Source organism: Pigmentiphaga aceris (assembly GCF_008119665.1).
GTDB lineage: Bacteria > Pseudomonadota > Gammaproteobacteria > Burkholderiales > Burkholderiaceae_B > Pigmentiphaga > Pigmentiphaga aceris.
Map to the genome: position 1 here is coordinate 3,151,662 of NZ_CP043046.1, position 22,683 is coordinate 3,174,344.

At 57.6% G+C, this 22,683-nt stretch carries 15 protein-coding genes; 7 read left to right on the forward strand and 8 right to left on the reverse strand.

The features are described 5' to 3' along the window. The first annotated feature begins 65 nt into the window (after window positions 1-65). The gene (locus FXN63_RS13715) at window positions 66-1,142 is read left to right on the forward strand and encodes a zinc-binding alcohol dehydrogenase family protein (RefSeq protein ID WP_148819320.1); all 1,077 of its coding nucleotides are present in this window, start codon (window positions 66-68) and stop codon (window positions 1,140-1,142) included. Next, a complete protein-coding gene (locus FXN63_RS13720) occupies window positions 1,139-2,311 on the forward strand; it encodes an MFS transporter (RefSeq protein ID WP_148815711.1) in 1,173 nt (390 codons plus the stop codon). Before FXN63_RS13715 ends, FXN63_RS13720 begins: the two co-directional genes overlap by 4 nt. A 20-nt stretch (window positions 2,312-2,331) precedes the next feature. Here the strand turns inward: FXN63_RS13720 and FXN63_RS13725 are convergent, their stop codons facing one another. Both FXN63_RS13725 and FXN63_RS13730 read right to left on the reverse strand, forming a co-directional pair. Beyond that, window positions 2,332-3,003 carry an NAD(P)H-binding protein gene (locus tag FXN63_RS13725; RefSeq protein WP_148815713.1) on the reverse strand — a complete coding sequence of 224 codons (672 nt, stop codon included), beginning with the start codon at window positions 3,001-3,003 and terminating at the stop codon, window positions 2,332-2,334. 218 nt (window positions 3,004-3,221) lie between these two features. Continuing rightward, a complete protein-coding gene (locus tag FXN63_RS13730) occupies window positions 3,222-4,079 on the reverse strand; it encodes a pirin family protein (protein ID WP_148815715.1) in 858 nt (285 codons plus the stop codon). A 514-nt stretch (window positions 4,080-4,593) separates the two neighbouring features. Here FXN63_RS13730 and FXN63_RS13735 point away from each other — a divergent pair. Next, a complete protein-coding gene (locus FXN63_RS13735; RefSeq protein ID WP_148815717.1) occupies window positions 4,594-6,231 on the forward strand; it encodes an ABC-F family ATP-binding cassette domain-containing protein in 1,638 nt (545 codons plus the stop codon). 87 nt (window positions 6,232-6,318) lie between these two features. On the opposite strand, the gene FXN63_RS13740 is transcribed toward FXN63_RS13735, so the two are convergent. After that, the gene (locus FXN63_RS13740) at window positions 6,319-7,401 is read right to left on the reverse strand and encodes a metal-dependent hydrolase (protein WP_148815719.1); all 1,083 of its coding nucleotides are present in this window, start codon (window positions 7,399-7,401) and stop codon (window positions 6,319-6,321) included. A gap of 74 nt (window positions 7,402-7,475) precedes the next feature. Here FXN63_RS13740 and FXN63_RS13745 point away from each other — a divergent pair, with 74 nt between their 5' ends. The 4 genes from FXN63_RS13745 to FXN63_RS13760 all read left to right on the forward strand — a co-directional run bounded on the left by FXN63_RS13745 (window position 7,476) and on the right by FXN63_RS13760 (window position 13,291). Continuing rightward, window positions 7,476-8,111 (forward strand): DedA family protein, encoded by a 636-nt coding sequence (locus tag FXN63_RS13745; RefSeq protein WP_148815721.1) that lies wholly within the window; start codon window positions 7,476-7,478, stop codon window positions 8,109-8,111. Window positions 8,112-8,178: 67 nt separating this feature from the next. Continuing rightward, entirely contained in the window at window positions 8,179-9,957 is a 1,779-nt protein-coding gene (locus FXN63_RS13750; RefSeq protein ID WP_148815723.1) for a DUF4153 domain-containing protein, read from the forward strand. Window positions 9,958-10,038: 81 nt separating this feature from the next. Beyond that, window positions 10,039-11,790 carry a DUF4153 domain-containing protein gene (locus tag FXN63_RS13755; RefSeq protein ID WP_148815725.1) on the forward strand — a complete coding sequence of 584 codons (1,752 nt, stop codon included), beginning with the start codon at window positions 10,039-10,041 and terminating at the stop codon, window positions 11,788-11,790. Between the two features lie 100 nt (window positions 11,791-11,890). Beyond that, window positions 11,891-13,291, forward strand: coding sequence for a DUF4153 domain-containing protein (locus FXN63_RS13760; RefSeq protein WP_187394894.1), 1,401 nt, complete (start codon window positions 11,891-11,893; stop codon window positions 13,289-13,291). A 4-nt stretch (window positions 13,292-13,295) separates the two neighbouring features. Here FXN63_RS13760 and FXN63_RS13765 read toward each other — a convergent pair whose 3' ends face one another. The 5 genes from FXN63_RS13765 to FXN63_RS13785 form a co-directional block, all read right to left on the reverse strand. Continuing rightward, entirely contained in the window at window positions 13,296-13,637 is a 342-nt protein-coding gene (locus FXN63_RS13765; protein ID WP_148815729.1) for an immunity protein Imm33 domain-containing protein, read from the reverse strand. Window positions 13,638-13,747: 110 nt separating this feature from the next. Next, window positions 13,748-14,911, reverse strand: coding sequence for a DNA-binding protein (locus FXN63_RS13770; protein ID WP_148815731.1), 1,164 nt, complete (start codon window positions 14,909-14,911; stop codon window positions 13,748-13,750). Between the two features lie 422 nt (window positions 14,912-15,333). Then, window positions 15,334-15,882, reverse strand: coding sequence for an isochorismatase family protein (locus FXN63_RS13775; protein WP_148815733.1), 549 nt, complete (start codon window positions 15,880-15,882; stop codon window positions 15,334-15,336). 331 nt (window positions 15,883-16,213) lie between these two features. Then, entirely contained in the window at window positions 16,214-18,136 is a 1,923-nt protein-coding gene (locus FXN63_RS13780) for a hypothetical protein (RefSeq protein ID WP_148815734.1), read from the reverse strand. After that, window positions 18,126-22,661, reverse strand: coding sequence for an HTH domain-containing protein (locus FXN63_RS13785; protein ID WP_148815736.1), 4,536 nt, complete (start codon window positions 22,659-22,661; stop codon window positions 18,126-18,128). The genes FXN63_RS13780 and FXN63_RS13785 overlap by 11 nt, the downstream gene beginning before the upstream one ends. Between the last annotated feature and the right edge of the window lie 22 nt (window positions 22,662-22,683).

Below are 22,683 nucleotides of genomic sequence, written 5' to 3' on the forward strand. Positions count from 1 at the left end.
CTCGGTGCACAGCGCGCTGCAACCAATCGGCTCTGGGCGCAAACATGAGCGGGGCATCTTCACCAATGCGTGCCATTGCGTTTCGCAAACATTCGAAGGCGACAGCGCCCGATTGTCTGACCGACATCGATGCCATCCGTCCTGTTCCCGGCCCACATGATCTGCTGGTGTCGGTGCGCGCGGTGTCGGTCAATCCGGTCGACACCAAAATTCGCGCAGGCTTGGTCGCAGCACCGGAAAACGTCACGTCACTGGGCTGGGACGCCGCTGGCATCGTGGAAGCTGTGGGCCAAGCCGTGACGCTATTCAAACCCGGGCAGGCCGTCTACTACGCTGGAAGCTTCGATCGCAGCGGCAGCAACGCGCAGTTCCATTTGGTGGACGAGCGAATTGTCGGCCACAAACCCCGCACACTTGGCTTTGCACAAGCAGCGGCGCTACCGCTGACCTCGCTGACGGCGTGGCAGTTGCTGTTCGACCGTCTGGGCGAGCAGCCCAACAAACGCCTGGGCGCGGAGAGTCTGCTGGTGTTGGGTGGGGCTGGCGGCGTCGGATCCATGCTGATCCAGCTTGCCAGAAGGCTGACCGGCCTGACGGTGATTGCCACCGCATCGCGCCAGCAAAGCCGCGACTGGTGTATGGCGCTGGGCGCACATCACGTGATCGATCACAGGCAAGCCCTGGTCGACCAGCTTGACGCACTGTCGGTACCCCCGGTAACCCGCATTGCCGCCTTGTCGAATACCGCCAGTCACTTGTCTGAATTGGCGACCGTGATCTCGCCACAAGGCCGGCTTGCGATCATCGACGACCACGACTCACTGGACATCGTGCCCTTCAAGTCCAAAAGCGTGTCGGTGCATTGGGAAATGGTCTTCACCCGTCCGCTCTTCGGCACCAAAGACATGATCGCGCAGCATCACATCTTGAATGAGGTGGCAGCGCTGGTCGATGACGGTGTGTTGCGCGGCACAGCCACGCAGGTGCTGTATCCGCTGAATGCCGAAAATCTGATCCAGGCCCATCGGCTGGTGGAAGCAGGCGGACTGACAGGCAAGGTGGTGGTCGCTATGTCCCGAGCCGATTCCACGGCTGACACCAACACCCTTGCCACCCCTGAAGACCAGCAGGCTCACTCATGACACACACTTCCGACAAGCGCCTGCCGCTGGGTTCCTTGCTGGCCCTGGCCATGGGCGCTTTCATCACCATCCTGACCGAAGCGCTGCCAGCCGGACTGCTGCCGCAGATGGCGCAGAGCCTTGGCGTATCGGAAGCCTGGGTGGGCCAGACCATCACGATCTACGCTGTTGGTTCTCTGGTGGCCGCGATTCCCTTGACCATTGCCACGCAGGGCGCGCGTCGCCGCCCGCTGCTGCTGGCCGCCATCGTGGGTTTTGTGATTGCCAACACCGTGACCGCGCTGTCGGGCAATTATCTGCTGACCATGGTGGCGCGCTTTCTGGCGGGGGTATCAGCCGGATTGCTGTGGGCGCTGCTGGCGGGCTACGCCGCGCGCATGGTGCCCGAGCACCAGCGTGGGCGCGCAATCGCCGTTGCCATGGTCGGCGCACCGCTGGCTTTCTCGCTCGGCGTGCCTGCCGGCACGTATCTGGGCAACCTGATGGGCTGGCGTTTGTGCTTCGGCGTCATGAGCATGCTGGCACTGCTGCTGGTGATATGGGTACGCGCCAAGGTGCCTGACTTCGCCGGCCAAGCCGCAGGCAGACAGCTGTCACTGCGCCAGGTGTTCACCATGCCGGGCGTGCGTCCGGTGCTGACCGTCGTGCTGGCTTATGTGCTGGCCCACAATATTCTCTACACCTACATCGCCCCCTTCCTGGTCACCGCCAACATGGTCGAACGTACCGACCTGGTGTTGCTGGTGTTTGGCGTGACATCACTGTTGGGCATCTGGGTAGTGGGCGCATTGATCGACCGCCATCTGCGGGTCATGACGCTTGTCAGCACCGTGTTGTTCGGGCTGTCTGCCGTCGCGCTGGGTATGGCGGCCAACAACGCTGCCGTGGTGTACGCGGCGGTTGCGGCCTGGGGTCTGGCCTTTGGTGGGGTGCCAACGCTGTTTCAGACTGCGCTGGCGAACACCGCAGGCGACGCGGCGGATGTTGCGCAGTCTATGTTGGTGACCGCGTGGAATCTGGCGATTGCAGGCGGCGGCGTGGTGGGTGGGCTGCTGTTGGCGCAGTTCGGTGGATGGGCGTTTCCACCGGCTGTGCTCGCCTTGTTACTTGTGACCCTGCTGGTGGCGGGGCTGGCGAAACAGCACGGTTTTCCTGCTTCGCATGCTTGAAAGCAATCCGTTGAAAGCAATCAGCGTTGGCCGCCTGCCTTCGCCAACACATCGGACTTCAGCACGATGACGCCTTGCGCCCTGGGCACAACGCGAACCAGGGCATTTGCCACCGATTGGGCGTGCACCGGTCGATACGCCCCAGGAATGACCGGTGCCAGAAGCTTCGCGATCGGGATCGACAGCTTTTCACCCAGCCGCGGGGGCTGCCCCAGGCCGTCTCGGTGATCCAGCAGCAAGGACGGCCGTGCAATCACCAGCGCGGTCAGTTCCATCGCAGACAACACGTTTTCCAGCTGACCCTTCACGCGGTTGTAGAACACCGACGAACGCGCATCGGCACCCGCCGCGCTGACCAGGCCCACGCGCTGCGCACCCGCTGCGGCGGCAGCTTTGGCAACGGCCAGGTTGGCATCCAGATCCACCGCACGAAACGCCGCCTGGCTACCCGCCACCTTGATCGTGGTGCCCAAGGCCAGATACACCTCATCAACCTGCGGCAGCTTGGGCAGATTGCGAAAATCGACCAGGTGCACACGCAACTTGGGGTGGCTGAGGTTCAACCCACGACGACCCAGCGCGTGCACTTCCGACACCGACGCGTCATCAAGCAAGGCTTGCAATATCAGGCCACCCACCAGCCCCGTTGCGCCGGCAAGCAGCACTTTTCGTTGGTCAACAGTATTGGGCATGGCGGTTTTTCCCTTGATTCAAGATAAGGCGGAAGAGACGCACGTGGCGTTCCCGCCTGACGCTGAAGTCTGCGCCAACAATATTGCGCTTGATCTGCGGTGCTGCATGTATCTCACTTCATGTATCTCACTTCATGCATCTCACTTCATGCATCTCACCTCATGCATCTCACTTCATGTCTGATCAAAACACTGCTTATCAAGCGCTGGCGTGAATCTCAACCCGCCCCGTTCATCTTCCCGGCTTGGTAATCCAGAATCGCCTGATGAATCTCGGCCTGCGTGTTCATCACGAACGGGCCATGCGACACCACCGGTTCACCAATCGGTTCCGCGTGCCCGAACAAGACCACGGCATCTGATGACGCCACGATTTCCACCTCGTCGCCGTCGTGCGCGAATTCGACCAGATTGAATGCCGCCAGCGCGTCGCCGTTGATGCTCACCTCGCCTTTCACCAGGTAGCAGAACACATTGCGCGAGTTTGGCGCAGGCAGCGTCACGCTTGCTCCGGCACCGATGCGAACAATGGCCAGTTGCACGTCGATCAAGGTCTGGATCGGCCCCGTCGCACCAAACCAATGACCGGAAACCGCAGTCAGGCTCACACGCGCGTCACCTGCAGGCACGGTCGGCATCTCGTTGGCCTGCAGGCCGATGTAGCGCGGCGCGACCATCTTCAGGTTGGACGGCAGGTTCACCCACAGTTGCAGGATTTCCAGCGGACCACCGTCGCGCTTGAAGGCATCCGGCGACAACTCGGAATGCACCAAGCCACGCCCGGCCGTCATCCACTGCACACCGCCTGCACGAATGATGCTCTCGTGGCCGCCCGTGTCGTGGTGCGCCAGTTCACCTTCCAGAATGAAGGTGACGGTCTCGAAACCCCGATGCGGATGCGGGCCGAAAGGCAGGCCCTGGTTATTCGGCCGGTAGACCTGCGGGCCGTGATGGTTCAAAAACAAAAAAGGGTCGATCTGCTCGACCTTGCGGCCGGGTACAGGCCTGCGGGTAATCAAGTCGCGGATGTCGTCCCGCTCTGCGGGGTGGACGGCGTGAACGCTTCGGAGGCTCATCAGGGGTCCTTGCGAAAAAAGGTGCGGTCATCGAACCCGCATGGCCACCATTATCCCCCTCGGGTCGGATGGTTCTCGTCTGGCCAGCGGCAAAGGTCCTTCTCAGGAAACGGGGTGATCGCTGGGGGACAACAGTGATATTTGCCCTGGTGGCGTGGTTTATTCCCGTCAATCCCTGGTGATTGCTACGTCACTACGGGCTTACCCGCGACGCCGAACGCTGGCTCGCACTACAATGTTGCTTCTCATGGCCGTGCCAACGCCCAGGATTCAGGCTTGATGTGTACCTGTGCGTGCCCCGGCCGGGCCGCGATGCCCGATTTGCGGTGCACCCTGCGCCGCTGCGAGATCCCAGGCTGACATGGCGCTGTGCTTCGAGCCAGCGCTGTCATGACGATGACCAGCCTGTGCGCCAGGATACGAACCTGGCCACGGTGATCGATTGATCGCCCATGTTTTTCCCCTTTTATCCGGTTTCCCGCGACGTGGCGGGCATTCCTTTTCCTGCGTACCGATGATCCGTTTCCAGCAAGTTTCCCTGATGCGTGGCATCAAGCCGCTGCTCGACAAGGTCGATCTCGTCCTCAACCCAGGCGACAAGATCGGTCTGATCGGTGCCAACGGCGCCGGCAAGTCGAGCCTGTTTGCGATGCTTCGCGGTGAACTGCACCCGGATCAAGGCGATCTGAGCTATCCGCCGACCTGGCGCATGGCGCACGTGGCGCAGGAAACCCCCGCACTTGATCGCAGCGCCATCGACTACGCCATTGACGGCGACGTGCACCTGCGCAAGCTGGAAGCAGAATTGGCCGCACTGGAAGTGGCTGAAGACACCCCGGAAAACGGCAACCGTATCGGTGAACTCTATGGCGAGCTGGCCGATGCCGACGCCTACACCGTCATTCCGCGCGCCGAAACCCTGCTGGCCGGCCTGGGATTCCAGCCCGAGCAGATGTACCAGCCGCTGACCAGCTTCTCGGGTGGCTGGCGCATGCGCCTGAATCTGGCGCAGGCACTGATGTGCCCGTCCGACCTGCTGCTGCTGGACGAGCCCACCAATCACTTGGACCTGGACGCCATCATCTGGCTGGAAGACTGGCTGAAGCGTTATCCGGGCACGCTGCTGATCATCTCCCACGACCGCGACTTCCTGGACGAAGTGGTCAACGTGATCGTGCACATCGACGAGCGCAAGCTGAAACGTTATGGCGGTCATTACTCGTCATTCGAGCGCCAGCGCGCGGCCCAGCTGGTGCTGGCTGCCGGCATGATCGAAAAGCAGCAGCGCCAGCGCGCGCACCTGGAATCCTTCATCAACCGCTTCAAGGCCCAGGCCTCGAAGGCGCGCCAGGCACAAAGCCGGATCAAGGCCCTAGCCAAGATGGAAGAAACCGCGCCGCTGCGCGCTGCGGCGGAATTCTCGTTCACCTTCCGTGAACCGCTGCGCTCGCCCGATCCCCTGCTGACCATGGACGCAGTGTCCGCCGGTTATCGCTTTGACGACGACCAGGGCAAGCCGGTTGAAAAGAAGATTCTCGACAACGTGAAGTTCTCGCTGCAAAGCGGCCAGCGCATTGGCCTGTTGGGCATCAACGGCGCGGGCAAGTCGACCTTCATCAAGACCATTGCCGGTGAAATCGCGGCGCTGGCTGGCGATGCCGAGTTCAACAAAGGCTTGGCGATTGGCTACTTCGCCCAGCATCAGGTGGAAATGCTGCGCCATAGCGAATCGGCGCTGTGGCACATGATGAAGCTGGCTCCCACCGTGCGTGAACAGGAACTGCGCAACTTCCTGGGCGGCTTCAACTTCGCCGGCGACATGGCTACGCGCCCGATCGAGCCGTTCTCGGGTGGCGAGAAAGCCCGTCTGGCCTTGGCCTTGATCGTCTGGCAGCGCCCCAACCTGCTGCTGCTCGACGAGCCGACCAATCACCTGGATCTGGAAACCCGCGAAGCCTTGACCGAAGCCTTGGCGCAATTCGAAGGCACGCTGCTGCTGGTGTCCCATGACCGCCACCTGCTGCGCGCCACAACGGATGAATTCATCATCGTGGCCGATGGCGAGGTCAAGCCCTTCGACGGCGACCTGGATGATTACAAGCTGTGGTTGTACAAGACCAAGCTGGCCAGCAAGCAGGCTGCCAAGGCTTGAGTCTGAAAGCTTGATCCCTGCGGTTGACCTGAGCAGCAGGGTGACTTCAAAAGCAGGCTGCCAACCCAGGCAGCCTGCAGACCAGCCTTACTTCCCTGAAGGCACGGGCGTGGGTGCTGGCGCTTTCACCGGCACCACATGCATCCGCTGCTCCCACTCAGTCAGGGGCAGTGTCGTCCGCCCCAGCAAACGATCCCACAGCATTCCCAATTCCGCCATGCCGCCTCGGTTTGTGGGCCACATGCTCGGCACCACCGGATGCCACGCGTGCGGCTGGCCTTCGCCCATCTTGAAGCGGAACGAGTAATAGCCCGTCGCCAAGCCCATGCGCAGATCGCTGACGACCAGGCTGTTGCCGATCTCGTCATACCGCAGCCAATCGCCGGTGAACCAGCGCAGCCCCGGCAAGAGCGGGGAATCGGGCAGGTCCATCGCCAGTTTTGCATTCAAAGGTAAACGAGCGCGTTCGAACGGCTTCTGGTCGAACACTCCCACGATGGCCTCGACATACTCGTCGCGGTCCACCTGCGCCACCACGCGCCAAGCCAGAATATTGAAGGGCGTGGGCGTGGAGAAGATGCGGACGACAGACGTACCGCCTGCCATTAGGTCGTTGCGCACGCGCGTTTCGATCACCTGCTTGAACGACAGCGATGCCGCGATATAGACGCAACACCAGGCCAGCGCCCACGCGCAGGTCCGGGGCACCCTGCCCTTCATGCCGACAAGGAAGCCCGCTATCGTCACCCCTATCAAGGGCACCGTGAAGAACGGGTCGATGATGAACAGGCTGGACCAGGACGTTGGCGTCGGTTTCAGCGGCCACCATAGCTGCGTGCCGTAGCTGGTCAGCGCGTCCAGCAATGGATGCGTAATTAGCGACAACCAGATACACAGTAACAAGCGTCCGAAGCTGTAGTCTGCGGAAGGTCGCCAAGCGCGGAACAATATGGTCAGACCGACCGAGACGGCACTGAGCACGAACAGGGAATGCGAGAAACCTCGATGGTTTATCATCGCCGACACTGGATCGGGCTGGCCAAGGAATACGTCCAGGTCGGGCAAGGTGGCAATCACCGCACCATAGAGCAACGCCTTGCGCCCCTGGAATCTACCCAGCAGAGCGCCCTGAATACCGGCGCCAAAAACCGCCTGGGTCACAGAATCCATCTTTTTCAATCCTTTGTCGCGTCACGAATCAGCGTGCGGCGACATCTTAGCTTGCGTGCATGACACGCCGATCAATGGACAGTTACGTTTCGCAAGTCATCAGCTTCATCGAAACCCATCAACTCTGGGCAGGCCCCGTCATCGCATTGTTGTGCCTTGGCGAGTCGATGATTCTTGTCGGCCTGTTCATCCCGGCCACGGCTTTGCTGATCCTGATCGGCGGGCTGGTCGGTGCAGGTGCCCTGCCGCTGACGACAGTGCTTGCATGGGGCATCGCCGGTGCCATTGTCGGTGATGCGATCTCGTATTACCTGGGCCGCTGGATGGGGCCTGGCATTTTGCGCTGGGGGCCTTTGCGCAGTCAGCGCACACCGGTGGCCCGTGCGCGCCTTGCTTTCTCGCGCTACGGCTTCATGGCGGTGCTGGTTGGCCGTTTCCTGGGCCCGATCCGGTCCACCATCCCGCTGGTGGCCGGCATCATGCGCATGCCCAATCGATCCTTCCAGCTGGCCAACGTGCTATCGGCCATCGCCTGGGTGCCCGTGATGCTGGCACCGGGCTACATCGGTGCCCGCACGCTGGGTGCCGCAGACAATGCCAACCAGATCGGCATGATCGTTGGCAGCGGTCTGTCAGTGGTGGTAGGCGTGTGGCTGCTGGTCAGCATGATGCGCAAACGCAAACGTCAGCCTCCCGCCACCAAGCCGTAAAAAGCACGGCAAACCACTTCCCCGTCAGTATGTCCGCCGCGTTGTGCGGCGTGCGGAGCAATCGTAAATGCCGATCGTCATGCGCAGGATGGCCCTGATCGGGCTTGTCCAAGGTGTGGTCTTGTGGGTACTGGCCACATTGGTAGATGGCAAACATTGGCCCAGCGACAACATGGCCGTGTTGCTGGGCTTGGTCTACACAGCGGTCGCCATCCCCGCCGCCTGGTACTTGAGCGAAGACGTTGCAGGGGTCAGCAAGCAGCGGCGTCGGGTGGTGGTGATTGCACTCGGCGTGGGTCTGGGCCTGCTGGGTGTCTGCGAAGGCTGGGTGAATCAGGACGTGCAAGGCCCGTTCAAACCTGGCCCATCGCTGCCAGCCTGCATTGCTCTTGGCTTTGTGGCACTGCCGCTATTGCTGCACGCGGGCGGACGACATACTGACAGCACCGACCGCCGTACCTGGGGTTGGAACTATGCCGATCTGTTCCAGACTACCTGGCGCAATGCCATGGTGCTGGCCATTACCGCGTTGCTGACTGGCATTTTCTGGGTGGTGCTGCTGGCAGGCGGCCACCTGATGAAGAGCATCGGCATCACCCTGGTGCTGGATCTCATCGGCACAAACTTCTTCATCTCGCTCGCGAGTTCCATCGTGGTGAGCTGCGCTGCCGCGCTGGCTTTGTCGCGGACAGACACCATCGTGGTGCTGCGCCGATTCTGGCTGTCCTTGAATCAGGCTTTCTTGCCGCTGGTGCTGCTGTTTTCCACCATGTGGGCAGTCGCGCTGCCGTTCACGGGCGTGGAACCCTTGTTCCAGACGCGCAGAGCCGCGCTGGTGCTGCTGTGGTTCGCTGTGCTGGCGATTAATTTCGTCAACGCCGCCCGCCAGGATGGCCTGGCCCCTGCGCCGTTTGTGCCCTGGCTTCGCCGCGCGCTGGCTTATGCCTGGTTGACCATGCTGGTGGTGGTCGCGGTAGCGGCGCTCGCCATCTACCAGCGCGTCGCGCAATACGGCTGGACGGCCGACCGCGTATGGAGCGTGTTCGTGCTGCTGATGGCTGCCGGTTATGCCATCGGCTATTCGCTCAGTGTCTTCAAGCCCGTGCGCGGCTGGATGTGGAGCATCGACCAGACCAATGTAGCGATGGCAATCGTGCTGTGCGTGGGACTGCTTGCGCTGGCGTCTCCGCTGGCCGATGCGCGCCGCATTTCTGTTGCCAGCCAGCTTGACCGCCTGTTGGCTGGCAAGACGGCGCTGGACGACTTCGACTTCTATTACTTGAAGTACCGCAGTGGCACCTATGGCACGCGGGCCATGCAGGCCATGATCGATGGCATTCCCGGGCATGCCCAGGCCGACATGCTGTCGAAAACTGCGCAGCTGGCCCGTGACGGCAAGCTGCGTTCCGGCAACTTGCTGTCCCCGGCCAACATGGACGACAGCGCAATGCGCAGCAAACTGAAGCCTGTCAATGATCAGACTTCTGTTCCGCCAGCAGTCGTGGACGCCCTGATTGCCCACCTTCGTACTGAGTCGGGACCCCGCTCGGAAGATATCTGCGCGTATGACTACGGTAAATGCTCGGTGTGGATGGCCGATCTGGATGGCGATGACAAGCAGGAAGTGGTGCTGATCGTGAACAAAAGCTGGCAGCACGTTGCACAGGTATTCAACTGGCAGCCGGATACGGCCACCCTGACCTACGCCGGCGAGATCAATGGCGTGACCCAGACCTGGATCGACGGCTTGGGCGATGGCACCGTCACTTTCCCGCAAAGCAAATGGCGAGATATCAATGCCGGTGGCGTGCAGTTGCGTGTGACGCCGCCCGACACCGACCGGTAAAAGCAGCGTCTTGGCTCAAGACGCCCACCTATTTCCCGAAGCGATTTGTCCGCGTGTTGCGGACCACGGAGCAAGCAAGGCATGTCGAATACCATGCGCAGATTGGCCATCGTTGGCCTGATCCAGGGGGCGGCGCTGCTGGCCATCTATCTGGCTTCCATCAACAAGGGCTGGTTGTCGACCCAGGCCCCACTGTTGCTGGCGTTGATTTACACCAGCTTCGCACTGCCCGCAGCGTGGTATCTGACGGAGGACATCGACGGCCTGCCGCCGCGTCGCCGGCTGGTGGGCGTGCTGTCCTTGGGACTGATACTGGCATTGCTGGGTGCCTGCGAAGGCTGGGCTGGGGCCGATGCAGACGGCACCGCGCTCCCCGATATCTCGACGGTGGCGTGCATCGTTCTGGGCTTTGTGGGCGTGCCGCTGTTTGCGCACGCAGAGCGCAGCAACGGCTTCGGCTGGCGCTGGAATTACGCCGCCCTGTTCCAAAGCGCGTGGCGCAACGCCATGATGTTGATGGTGGCGTTCCTGCTGACCGGCATCATGTGGGGCGTACTGTTAGCCGGCAGCGCACTGATGAGCAGCATTGGCATCAACATCGTGCGCGATCTGTTGATGCGGCCCTGGTTCTGGATACCCGTCTGCACCACGACCTTTGCCTGCGCAATGGCGCTGACCTTGGCGCGTGCCGACACCATGATCGCGCTGCGACGCTTCTGGTTGTCGATGAACCAGGCGTTCCTGGTTCTGATGCTGCTGTTCTCGACCATGTGGGCGGTCGCACTGGTGTTCACCGGGATCGACCCGCTGCTGAAGACCCGCGTGGCAGGCTTTGCGCTGCTGTGGTTCGCCGCGCTGTCGGTGAAATTTGTCAACGCTGCGTATCAAGATGGCACCCACGCACCGTTCAGCCCTTGGCTAAGACGCCCGCTCAGCCTCGCCTGGCTGACCATCCCGGTGGTCACCACGGTGGCCGGCGTCGCCATTTATCAACGCATTGCGCAATACGGCTGGACAGGCGAACGTGTGTGGAGCGTGTTCATCCTGATCATGGCCACGGGTTATGCGTTGGGCTACTCGCTGAGCGCCTTCGCCCCCAAGCGCGGCTGGATGTGGAGCATCGGGCAGACCAATGTGGTGATGGCGCTGGTACTTTGCGCGGGCCTGATCGCCTTGTCGTCGCCGATTGCCGATGCACGCCGTGTGTCAGTAGACAGCCAGGTTGGCCGACTGCTGGCCGGCAAGACGCCGGTAGACAAATTCGACTTCCGTTATCTGGACGAGAAAAGCGGCATCTATGGCCGAAAAGCCTTTGCCGAGTTGAAAGCAGGCGTGCCAGGGCATCCGCAGGCGGCGGCGTTTACCAAGGCGGCAGAAGAATACGAGCGCAAGAAAAATCTGTGGCGCACCGATAGCAAAGCGCCGCCGACCGACGACGAGCTTCGCGCCAACTGGACACTGTTGCCCGAGGGTACGCAGCCCCAGCCCGCATTGGTGGATACCTTGCTTGCCCAACTGCGTGACCAGAAACTGAAGAACAATAAGGCCAGCGCCTGCCTGGAGGCGCGCAACCTCTGCACCTTGTGGCTGGGTGATCTGGACGGCGACAAAACGCCGGAACTGATGGTGGTAATCGACCAGACGTGGCGACAAACTGCCGTCATCTACCGTTGGCAGGCAGAAGGCGCGCAACTTGCGCGTGTGGCCACCATCGAGGAATTGACCGAAGAATGGGTGAAAGCTCTGCGCCGAGGCGAAAGCAAGCTCGTGCCCAATCCGTGGCTGGATATTGAAGCAGGCGGTCAACGCGTGCAGATCAAACCGGAGAACTGAATCCAAGGGAGTAATGGAAACTGAACCCGAGGGTTCAGCACGGTATGCCGAAGCACGCCCGCCTGCTACTGTTAAAGCGGGTTTGCTTCGGAGCGCATCCATGCAAGACGTTCACGCCGCGCAGAACGCGCCAGGCAGGTCACGCAGGACATCGGTCATTGGCATGACCGCATTGGGTGCACTGCAAGGCGTCTGCTGCTACGCGCTGCTGTCGCCAGCGCTGGCAGGCACCTTGCGCGGTTTCGAGGCGGTCATGTGGATGATGTCGCTGATGCTCGTCATGACCGTGCCGCTGCTGTGGTACTTCACAGAAAACCTGCTGGGCCTGTCGACACTGCGCCGCGTGGCGATCGTGGCGGTGCTGGGCTTGATCATCCCCATTATGTTGACCACCGAATACACGGTGATGCAGCAACGTGAATTCCCACAGACCAGTTCCGCGCCCCTGATCGCATCGGCAGTGCTGGCGTTCATCTGCTTGCCGCTGCTGGCGCACCTGCGACATGGACAGCAGCCGGGGCGTGGTTTGCAGCGAACCGTATCGGGTTGGCATTGGTCGTATCCCGACCTGTTCCAAACGACATGGCGCAATGTCATCGCGTTTTCCACGGCATTGCTCTTGGCGCTCATTGGCGTGCTGTTGCTGGCAGCGATGGCGGCCGGGCTACGACTGGTGGGCATCGGGCTGATCGGGCAGATACTGTTTCAGCCAGCCACCCTGTTTGCGGCCTATGCCACACTGTTCGGAGCTGCCATTGGCTTGCTGCTGGCGAAAGGCACCTGGCTGATCGCCGCGCGACGCTTTCTGTTGGCGCGGAAGTATTTGCTGCCGCTGGCGGTTGGTACCTTCGTAATCTGGACACTGGTAAAGCTGCAAACCCAGCAGCCGCCCCCACAAGATCAGGGGATCTCGGCATTGCTGGCCGGACTGCTGACCTTGCTGCTGGTAGCGGTCAACACGCGTTATCAGGACGGACTGGAGCTTGCAAAGCCATCGCGATTCGCCCGAATACGGATGATCTGCGTCTGTCTGCTGGCGATTGCCGCCCTGGGGTTCATCGCCTTGACCTTGATTCGGCGCGTCAATGAACACGGCTGGAGCGCCAACTTGGTATGGGCAGTGTTCATCTGGGTGCTGGCAGCCGGTTATTTGGCGGGGTATGCGGCGGGCATGATCGCCACCAAGCGCGGCTGGATGTGGAGCCTTGCGCCCACCAACATCGCGATGGGCGCGGTTTTGTGCGTTGGCGTATTGCTGCTTGCCACCCCACTGGCCGACGCGCGCAGCCTTGCCGCACAAGACCAGATTCAGCGCCTGCTGAACGGCGACACCCCCGCAGCCAGCTTCAACTACGAAGCCCTGGCCCGCAACAACGATCGCTACGGGCGCGATGCGCTGAAGTATCTCAGTCAACTGGATCCGAAGGTCCCGAACGGCACCGCTATCATTGCCGGTGCAAGACTGGCCTTGGACATCACGACGACCAAATCAGACAAGTAGCGTCTTAGTCTGCCAGCCAGACATCCTCATAACCTGCCCGATCGATGATGAACTTCGCCCCGGCAGGCAGACACAGATAGTTCACCACCTGCGGCAACAGCTCATGCAAATGGGTGGCGTGCAGCGCCTGATAAAAGTCAGGTGACGGCGAATGCTCGCCGGCATGGATGAACCAGCTGATCGTCCCGTTCTCCGGCAACACGATCCGCGTGCCATAGATCGGGGACTGATCCAGCGACGCCAGGGCAATGGCCACCATGTCATCGGGTAGCTGCACGGGTAACCCGTACTTTTCGCAGATGGTTTTCTGCGCGTCCGTTGGGGCAGATGATCCGGGTGCTTGCATTGCGTGGTCTCGGGTTTCTTGGCTTGGGTGGAAGATGCGCGCTGGAACGTGACTGTCGTCGCGCTGTTGATTTGGATGCTTGATTAACTTTTGGCTGCTTATTGAACTGCTTATTTAGCGGGTTGTTTTCTGGCCTCGGTCTGTTTGCCCTGCGCCCTGCCCTGCTCGACAAGGCTTGCAAGTTCTTTACGCAGGTTCAGAACCTCTTGCTCGGAAGCACGCTGACTATCGACGGCCGCTTGAATCGCAGCCTGTGCATCCGCTTTTTCTTGCGCCCGTTGCTCGTCAGCGCGGACACGTTCTTCGCTGATCGCCGCAAGCCGGCCTTCCAAGGCACCAAGCTTGCCCTGCCACTGTGCCGACTGATCGTGCCATTTTGCCGCCTCGGCTGCGGCGGCCTCGGTCTTGGCGCCTAGTTGCGTTTGAGCCTGCATCAACGCCTTGTCCAACTGCGCCGCCCGCATGCGCTCGCGGTCCAGTTCCAGCAAATTGTGCTTGTGCTGCGCATCGAAGCGCGCCTGAATGCCCGACAGCGCATCCCGCGATTCAGCGTGGGCAGCGCTCAGCGCACGGCGGTGATCTTCATGCGCCGCCGCCAAACCAGCCTGAACCTCGGCCAGAGCCTCGCGCAGCGTCGATTCCCGCGCCGCAAATGCCTCACGCAGATCGGCTTCCCGCAGGCTGGCCGCCTGCTGCTGCGCCTTCGCGTACGCGTCCCGGACATTGATCGACTCGCGATGTGCAGCGGTCTCGGCTGACAAGCGCTCACGCAGCTCGTCGGCTTCCTTGACCGCATCCAGATGCTGCGCGCGCGCCTGCTGCAAGGCGTCTTGCTGTTCGGCATGCAGCTTCTGCAAGTCTTCAAGTTCAGCCTGCACCGAACCAAGCCTGGTCAGCGTCTGCGCCAAGGCGTCAGCCGCCTCGCTGCGCTGCGCATCAAACGTCTGCTCGGCATGTTGCTTGGCTTCACGCCACAGACTCATCGTCAGTTCTGCAGCGGCATTTTTCAGGCCATCGGGCATATCCGCATGATCGATTTTCACGCGCGACTGTTCTCGCAAGCTGTTCCAGAACGCCCCAAGCGCCGCCGCCGGCGCAGACATGCTGCCCTTGCGCACTAGCTGATACAGCCGATTTGCCGTCGGCGTCTGCCCGTACCGGAAGAACATCAACGCACAGGTCTCGCGATACAGCTCGGCCGTGTTCGAAAACTGCGCGCGCAGCGCGTCAACGTCGTTTTGCAGCTGCTGATCGGGCGTTGGCGCGGTTTGCATAGATGGCTCCGGTGTCGGTAATTAATAATACAACGTATTATGTATTTTTAAATGATACGAGAGCTAGATTTTTGACATTATTACTCTACTGTCAAATAATCACGTTCTGCTTGTCCCGTTGTTGACGAAGTCTCGTGTCGTGCTTGGGGAACGCCGCCAGCTAGCACCCAAGGTCGTAAAACGCGGTGAAAAGCTGGCTTGCGGCATGAAAAAGAGCCTGTGGCAACATGCCCACAGGCTCTCGAAATCTCTGATTTAGCAAATTTTTGGCGCTAAATGTTGGCGCTAAATCAGGCAGCATCGTCGCCACTACACCGCTGGGGAGTGCGGCAAATCAGGTCTGTTTGCAACACTGCTGACCCAAGCGCGTCAAGCGTCATAGGCAGGCATTGAACGCACCCACACGCGCGCAGATGACCGCATCACCCGCTTTTGATCAGTTCAAGCACCTCTCGAAACCCCGGGTGTTCGCAGCTGCCCAGCCACTCAAACGCCACCATCTCGTGGGTCACGATGATCGCCCCCGCATGGCTCAGGCGATGCATTGCCGCGTCGTGATCTTGCGGCTTTCGGGACCCGCAGGCATTGGCCACCACCCAAACCTGCTTGCCCGCACGCAGCAGTCCAAGCGCCGTTTGAAGCAGGCACACATGCGCCTCACAACCCGCCACCACAATCTGCCTGGCCCCATTTGCCGAGGTTTGAATGGCGTCCAGCAAGCCATCGGCGCACGCGTCAAAATGCATTTTTTCCACGATCTCGTCGCAAAGCACACGCAAGGCCTCGACGTTTGGCCCGAGTTTCGTTGGGTTCTGTTCGGTTCCCAACACGGGAATGCCCAGGATCTTCGCAGCCTGCGCCAGCAATACGGCATTCGCGGACGCACGCGCCGCATCATGAATGGCAGGCATCAGGCGCGCCTGGTAGTCAACCAGCACCAAGAGAGATGACTTTGCGCGGATGGTGTCCATGTCGACCCCCTCAATAGTTCACGTGGACGGATGACTCAAGTCGCAACGGTAAAAGTGCTCGCGACAATCTGGGGACACCTAATCTTCGATCACCAACCACTGAAGGTTGCCTGAGACCTGATTTGGAACCGCACATGATCGCACTGGGAGTACATATCCGAGCTCGCCGGCCGCCATTTTTACTCAAAATTTGGTTGGACACCCTGATCGAGACAATGTGGGCATCTACCTTGAATGCACGCCTCCCAAACGAGGCAAGCTAGCACAGCGCCTCTTCGGCACTATTTAATGCTCTGGCCTGCGATGGCTTAGCACTTAATGATTGAGCAGGCTAGTGAGTGAAAGCGTCGAGAGCAGCATCAGCACGCGCACAGTGCTTAGCAAGCATAGGTTCGATTTTCACCAAACGACGGAGCTTAGGCAGGAAAGCCTTGGCGGCGTTTTTATCGCTAGTTTCGAAAACGATTTCGGTGATCCATTCACCTGAGAATCGCGCCCATTCCTCAGGATCCTTAAAAGAGGCCGCTGTAGTCAGAACAATCCTCAGTTCTTCGTTTAAGTCTCCAGCAAGACGCTTCCTACGACGCATTACTCTCGTAAATACACGGAGGGCGTCTGCAAGATTTCTACTACGAGTGACCGCAGCAAGAGTTGCTAGGCCGACCACAAGATCGAAATTCTTGTCTTTGTCTTCCGTGCTCTCGAGAGAAAACCTGACACGTCGCAAAGCGTCCGCTGCCATGCTTGCCATAGCTTCCTCCATGTCAAATAACAACGCACAGTTCACAAGCCCTGCAAATGCTTTTGCCTCAAGACGATCGGCTGCAAGCGCTGCCTTTACCTCAACCAGCCACTCGTCAGGGTAGGGCCGCTTGGCTGCGATAGCCCCTTCCATCGGACCAGGAAGAAGAGGGAAAGGCCACTGAGTAGCTTGCATAAGCTTTGAGTTTGGACCGAGGAGGAGTTTGCTTAAAGAATCGACTTTGATCTTATCTTCATTCAAATGCACTGCATTCGTGATGCGACCTATAAATTCAAAGCGAAGTTGTTCGGCACTCACGTAGTCTGGTAACCACCGTGGCTCACGACGGAGATCTACCAAGCCTTGTAAAAAATAAATCAGACCAAAACCTGTAGTACGAGCCCACTGTGTAACGCTCGCCACATCAATTCCCGCCTCGCTAATAGCGCGAATCATAAGCGAGGCGTGTGCGATTGCAGCTTGCCTGAAATAGAAAGGCGGGACGTCACCAAGAATGCGCTTCCTTGCGAGCTCAGAAGCTGTCATGACAACCATAGAACTCAAGATAGCAAAACCACCGCCGTCATCTTCGGGATCATCCGACAATAGTGCTTCGACTATTAGCTCAATAAACGGAGCAAGCACCGGAACGACATCCAAATGAGCAAGGGCTACCTCCACCGCCCCGATTCGCGAGATCGGATCACCATGCTTGGCAATCCACTCATAAGCCTGGACAAGTTCACTATGATTAAGCCTATCGATTTTTATGCAGCCTGCAATCGACCCTGCCGAGCACATCAACAAAGAGAAAACAAAACTCTGCCAGCCCTTATAAAATTGAAGACTTTCGACACAAACTTTTGCTCCAGTCTCAATATAGTCGGCAAAAGTGGTGCTTTGCTCAAGCTTTCCAACAAGACGCTCATAGTAACGAAAATCATGCGGCACCAATCTTGCCGGCTCCATCCTCATCGTCCCCATATCATTCTGAAGAGTAAGAATAAAACTTCTTGGTGACAGCCTAATATCCACCATCAACTCTGAAAAATCGTTATCACTAAGTGCTGATTGCTGCATACGGGTTAGCCAACCACGGCTATTTTCACGATCTAGAAAAACCTCCGAAGCCGCTTTCTCCAACCAGCCAACTCGAACTGCCACATCATCTGCAAGTGCGGAGTGGTCTCTCAAATAATAGTGCTTTTCCCCGCCACTCAATAAGAATTCAATGCCGTCACCCTGAGGCCGAGTAAGCAACTGCCAAACCAAGCCATCACTATCTTCAATTTCAATAGCAGAACCCACGTCTCGGATGGCACCCCGAATACCTTGATATAGCTGACTACGATCAAAAGATGGTCCATCTGGCCCTATCGTGAGGATGCCGATCGTATCGATACCCCATCTTTGAGTAAATGCACCATCATCAAGCAGAGCGCTCTGAACATCGAAAGGGAAAAGATTAAAAGCCGCTTGAATAAGCCTTTCCTTGAGGACACTATGATCCATTTCTCGCCCCCAACCTCTCCACTGACAATTCAACATATTGGGCAACGACCTCCTTGGCTCGTTCGAGCAAAAGCGCATACATCTCTTGGTCTTCATCAGCAATTTTATTTAGAATACGAGACACAAACCAGCGCCAATAGGCCTCTTTAACCGATTGAGTCTGATCCACAACCAGCATCATCAGAAGAGCTACCCAATCAAGATATCGATCTTTCAAACGCTGCGCTTCCTCGTTCAGACGATGCGTCCAACCTCGGGCATCACACAGTATCAAAATCCAGTCTGATCGCGCACATGCTGCCACCTCGTTCAGATCATCAACCCATTGCTCCTTCAGCACAAGAACTGAAACACTGAGCAAGTCGTTTAACCAGGTAGCCTCCTTTGGTAACTGAAGAAGGTCACACATGCGGATCCGTTGGACACTTTCCCGAATGAGTCGCAGCTCTGCAGTTTCAACAAGATCTCCATCAACAATCGGTGCACTAGAAACAAATTCTGATAGCTCTCTATGGCTGATCGGCAGAATCGCATAGTTCGCGCGACGCAACGCCGTCTTAGCCTCCAAAATTCTTGCTGAAGACAGGACACCACGACGCTCTAGAGAATCCAGCAAATCCAAAGTCGTCAGCAACGGCTTAGTAGACACGCCTGAAGATATGAAAAGATGTTGATTAATGAATCTGTCATCACTAACACCTGCTTCTGCACTATCGATCAGCTTTAGCATAGCAGTGGACGGGTGCACCAAGGCTCCACTAGCATCATCGTCATCATCAACACGAATCGCCTTCCCCAAACCTACCCTCCCACTTTCAAGTGCATTTTTTAATTTAATCCGCAGCCCGTCTACAATATTAACAACCGCGGCACTGCTCGCATCATGGCTAATGAGTGCATCCGCCTCATCTATTTCGCTTTGAGGGATTACCACCGTAATGTCGGCACGATGCAGCTTCTGTAGCAGCCCGAGAAATTCGAGATGAGAGATAGTGATATCATCTAAATATAAAATAGCTCCATCCGCTATAAACTTAGGCGGCCAAGGTGTTTCCCGCAGTTTGAGCGATTCGCGAGCGTCGTGGGCCTCGCTCACGGTTAGAACAGCTTTTTGCGCAAGTTTCTCAACCAGGTCCACAGCGCTACAGAGGTACGGCATATAATCAGTGAGATCAGCCTCTTCTTTCATGAAAGTACTGACCCTATGGATAGGCCCACCCCTCACAACCAGTCGCTGCCTTTGGTCTGAATGATTAGGGTCTGAAGCTTCCGCAAGCAGCAATGCCAGCGAATCGCCAACCTCGCTGATTAGATTGTCAGGTGCATATGAATCTCCATCAAAAGCCAGCAGATGCTGGTCAGAGATCATTCGCCGAAGCGCTCGAGCAGCAGCAACCCGACTGGGTTGGTGAAATAAAATCTGAGCCTTTTCGTTCAACAACCAGCCAAGTGTGTTGTGGGGAATGAGAATCTTATCGAATGTTGAGACGTATATGTCAAAAACTCCCAGCAATTCAGCTGTCATCAAAGACGTTGGATCTATGGCAATCGTCTGAGGATCGACCACGGATGATTTACGCGCACCGCTAAATGCATGAACAATTGATCGCTGGCGAACGTCCTGCTCGTCGACATTAACCAGTGCTGACCAAAGAAAAACATTAAGAAGCGAACGGTTTAAAATTTTACCGAAAGTGAATTGAGGAATCTCCCCTCGGGTGAGTAAATTCCTAGCATTCGTCTCGCGCTCATCCCACGCAGGCTTTCGCTCGACAATGTCCTCGATTGATAACCTTTGGATGAGGCCATCACCCGCCTGCTCCGACAGCACAGCACTCTGCTCGAACCATTGAAACACTTCGCGACTTTCTTCCCAACCCGCCGAAACAGCTGCGTGATAACAACCAATAAGGGTTTTTGCATCTCCGTCTGCTCTCGCCGCAGCATCACAAACAAGATCCTTTCCTCGCACAGCTCCAATAAGCTGCGCAATCTGTCCCGCGCTGAGCAACTCCTCCGGCGTTCTCTCTAACCGATTGCTCCACTCGCCTTCTACAAACCCTTGCAATGAGTCCCAGTCGCCAGAAGCGATCGTCAAGCTGACCTGCAATTGGCGCGCACCAGTTGAATCGGAATTTTTCCGCAGAGTATTTAAAACCAACTGCGCTTTTTTGATATTACCTTGCTCAAAAAGAGTACGAGCGTAGAGCAGACGCGCGTTGTCATACTGAGCGTCTAGGTTTTCGTATTCAGAGAATACTGTCAGCACCTCTTCCAAATGCTCTTGGTTGTATAACGCGACCACATACCGGTGTGCGTCTGAAATATCACCAGTTTTTGCTAACAAATGCTTACCGTATTCGACAACCTTTTCCCAATTCCCCGCATTTTCATAGGCATCGACGAGAAGCCGTAGGTCAACGACAGATCTGCTGTTTTCGTAGGCTGCAAGTCGACCAACGATAGGATCATTGCCAGCAATTTCTCTAAGTAGAAGACTTAGCCTATTTTCCTCATTTGGCGCAAGCCCCTTTTCTACAGCCTCTCGCAGAAGAATTTCTGCTTGCGCGAATTGCCCTGATCTAGCGAGCGCCTCAATCTCAAGCAAATAAACCCCTTTCCACTCAATATGGTCCAGAAGTTGGGCACGATGTTTGTTTAAATATGAGGCTGTAGAAGCGTAACCTCCCTGAACAAGGGCTAGCGAGAAGCGGGCGACTGCTGCATCGGGCGAGGCACCGCCGCTTAGCACGGTCTGACGATCGACTTCCTTTTCAACTTGCGATAGATCAATCTCGATACCGAACTGCACGGCTAAATTCAGGCGTCGAAGAAGTACCGCCGGATCCCTTAGGCTCGTTTCCAACTCCCTTCGGGCGGCCGCTGCATATTCTGGATCCCTCAGTCTAAGCCAAAGCGCTCGATCACTTGAATCGCCCGCATGTAAGGGCAAACCAAGCGCAGTTGCGACCACTGTCAACTGATCATAGAGTTCGATAGCTTTTCTTCTGTCGCGGAGACGATCAGGCTCACTTCGCAGCGGAAAGCTCGCTGCATTGCTGGGTAGATACTGACGCGGCAGCAGTCGCAGTTCATCTGGTACAGCTTGAGAAAGATGAGCATCTGCGGCGAGCCTTAGAATCGCAGGTGTTCGATCGAAATCGACATTACTCAGTGCAGTTGCAGCTTCACATGCAATATCCCACGCCCCTGCCTCCAGCGCAGCCCCGATATGGAAGAACTTTGCATCGCTATCAAGATCACTCTTAGTTAAGCCAGCTTGACAAAGCCAAATTTCAGCCTCTTCAAAGCCTTTATCCTTTTGAACGCAAATGTAAGCAGCCCCACGCGCTATTGGCGTATCGATAGCCGCTAGTTCCCCTAAGCCTTCTGCAAGGCTGCCGCCACCCTGTTTCAAAAAACTGCGAACAACTGCAATAAGTTCCCGGTTTGGAGTGGTGATTTGGTTTAACGCAAACTGGGCTTCGTCGGGCGCAGCGGTCGCTAGAAATCTCGCACACCACGCAAGAGCATCACTTTTAGAGCTGCTACTAGCCGCAGCAAGGGCACCGCTAGTTAGACTTATAACGAGCCGCCGCGCCTCGTCTACCGTATCGACGCTGCCAAAAAAACGACATTTTCGCAGGCGTTCCGTTTGATGAATAACCTCAGCATCGATAATTGCCGTATCCATCGCCAGTACAAGCGGCCTTTTTTCCAATGTGCGCTCGAAGGCTTCAAGAGCCAGAGTTTGCTCTTGACTCTGTATGATAAGTTGCTTCAGTTGACTAGTGTTATTTTCGACAGCCTCGACGATCGGAGCTTTAGATGGCCAGATAAAAGAGCGAGCTATAAAATCTTTTACATGAATGTATACGTCCGCTTCCCGACTTGCTGGTTTGCAAATAGTTGTATGACTTTCATCTACAGTAATAGAGAGCTCAGGTAATCCTGGATCAGCACTATCCGACCAGACTACTCTTCCTAGTGTTTCTGGAAGATTAATTCCGAAGACGCGTTCTGGACGCCCCTCGGCCAAGACAAGATGTTCTATGCCATTGGCCTGACTCTTTTTTCGGTACCAGCGATTGAGATCTTTCAGCTGTGGACTGCCAAGAAGAAGATCTCGAGTTGCAGCCGAAGGCCGCAGGAAGAACACCCTCAGCGTCATAGCAATATTGGCAAGAATCGCCCCCCGGTGTGGTGTGCCTAAAAAGGCAATGCGCCTAACGCGTGACAAAAAGTGCTCCGCCTTTCTATTGCTAGCAGCATCCCGTTCGGCACCCCTAAGCAGTTGCTCAACTATGAGACCGCCGAGACTATGAACGACGAAGATAACATTCCCCTTTGCTAAAAGAGGTTCTGAAAGTAGCCTCGCAAGAATGTTGTCCGCCCGATCAGCTAACGTCAGTGCGATGCCACCCCAATTAGTTTTTGGAGCAGGATAGCCAACAAGCCATATGCCTAACCCAGCAATATCCTCTGACAGCCAGCTTGGCCATAGCACCGGTGGAGTTGACGCCATAGAGGTCCAAGTCTTACTTATG

Bases quoted from the DNA above. Each gene is read 5' to 3' on its own strand.
- FXN63_RS13715 (WP_148819320.1), top strand. From the start codon at position 66: ATGCGTGCCATTGCGTTTCGCAAACATTCGAAGGCGACAGCGCCCGAT.
- FXN63_RS13720 (WP_148815711.1), top strand. From the start codon at position 1,139: ATGACACACACTTCCGACAAGCGCCTGCCGCTGGGTTCCTTGCTGGCC.
- FXN63_RS13725 (WP_148815713.1), bottom strand. From the start codon at position 3,003: ATGCCCAATACTGTTGACCAACGAAAAGTGCTGCTTGCCGGCGCAACG.
- FXN63_RS13730 (WP_148815715.1), bottom strand. From the start codon at position 4,079: ATGAGCCTCCGAAGCGTTCACGCCGTCCACCCCGCAGAGCGGGACGAC.
- FXN63_RS13735 (WP_148815717.1), top strand. From the start codon at position 4,594: ATGATCCGTTTCCAGCAAGTTTCCCTGATGCGTGGCATCAAGCCGCTG.
- FXN63_RS13740 (WP_148815719.1), bottom strand. From the start codon at position 7,401: ATGGATTCTGTGACCCAGGCGGTTTTTGGCGCCGGTATTCAGGGCGCT.
- FXN63_RS13745 (WP_148815721.1), top strand. From the start codon at position 7,476: ATGGACAGTTACGTTTCGCAAGTCATCAGCTTCATCGAAACCCATCAA.
- FXN63_RS13750 (WP_148815723.1), top strand. From the start codon at position 8,179: ATGCCGATCGTCATGCGCAGGATGGCCCTGATCGGGCTTGTCCAAGGT.
- FXN63_RS13755 (WP_148815725.1), top strand. From the start codon at position 10,039: ATGTCGAATACCATGCGCAGATTGGCCATCGTTGGCCTGATCCAGGGG.
- FXN63_RS13760 (WP_187394894.1), top strand. From the start codon at position 11,891: ATGCAAGACGTTCACGCCGCGCAGAACGCGCCAGGCAGGTCACGCAGG.
- FXN63_RS13765 (WP_148815729.1), bottom strand. From the start codon at position 13,637: ATGCAAGCACCCGGATCATCTGCCCCAACGGACGCGCAGAAAACCATC.
- FXN63_RS13770 (WP_148815731.1), bottom strand. From the start codon at position 14,911: ATGCAAACCGCGCCAACGCCCGATCAGCAGCTGCAAAACGACGTTGAC.
- FXN63_RS13775 (WP_148815733.1), bottom strand. From the start codon at position 15,882: ATGGACACCATCCGCGCAAAGTCATCTCTCTTGGTGCTGGTTGACTAC.
- FXN63_RS13780 (WP_148815734.1), bottom strand. From the start codon at position 18,136: ATGGATCATAGTGTCCTCAAGGAAAGGCTTATTCAAGCGGCTTTTAAT.
- FXN63_RS13785 (WP_148815736.1), bottom strand. From the start codon at position 22,661: ATGGCGTCAACTCCACCGGTGCTATGGCCAAGCTGGCTGTCAGAGGAT.